The sequence below is a fragment of the Pseudomonas sp. ICMP 8385 genome (assembly GCF_002699915.1).
In the GTDB taxonomy this organism is placed as follows: Bacteria; Pseudomonadota; Gammaproteobacteria; order Pseudomonadales; family Pseudomonadaceae; genus Aquipseudomonas; species Aquipseudomonas gessardii.
The window spans coordinates 1-208 of sequence record NZ_LKBY01000074.1; the positions used below are offsets into that span (position 1 = coordinate 1).

1 pseudogene is annotated in these 208 nt (G+C 57.7%); it reads left to right on the forward strand.

The annotated features are described in order from the left end of the window. A pseudogene (locus AO268_RS08070) lies at nt 1–186 on the forward strand (benzoate 1,2-dioxygenase electron transfer component BenC); the annotation flags it as partial. Nucleotides 187–208: the final 22 nt, after the last annotated feature.

Sequence of the window (208 nt, forward strand, 5' to 3'; positions counted from 1 at the left end):
GACAGCGCCTATCCGCAAAAGGGCTATGTGACCCAGTACATCGAGCCCAAACACCTCAACGGCGGTGAGGTAGATGTCTACCTTTGCGGTCCGCCACCGATGGTCGAGGCGGTCAGTCAGTACATTCGCGCACAGGGCATCCAGCCGGCCAATTTCTATTATGAGAAGTTCGCCGCCAGCGCCTAGAGGCTCCTTTGGTCCGCTTACT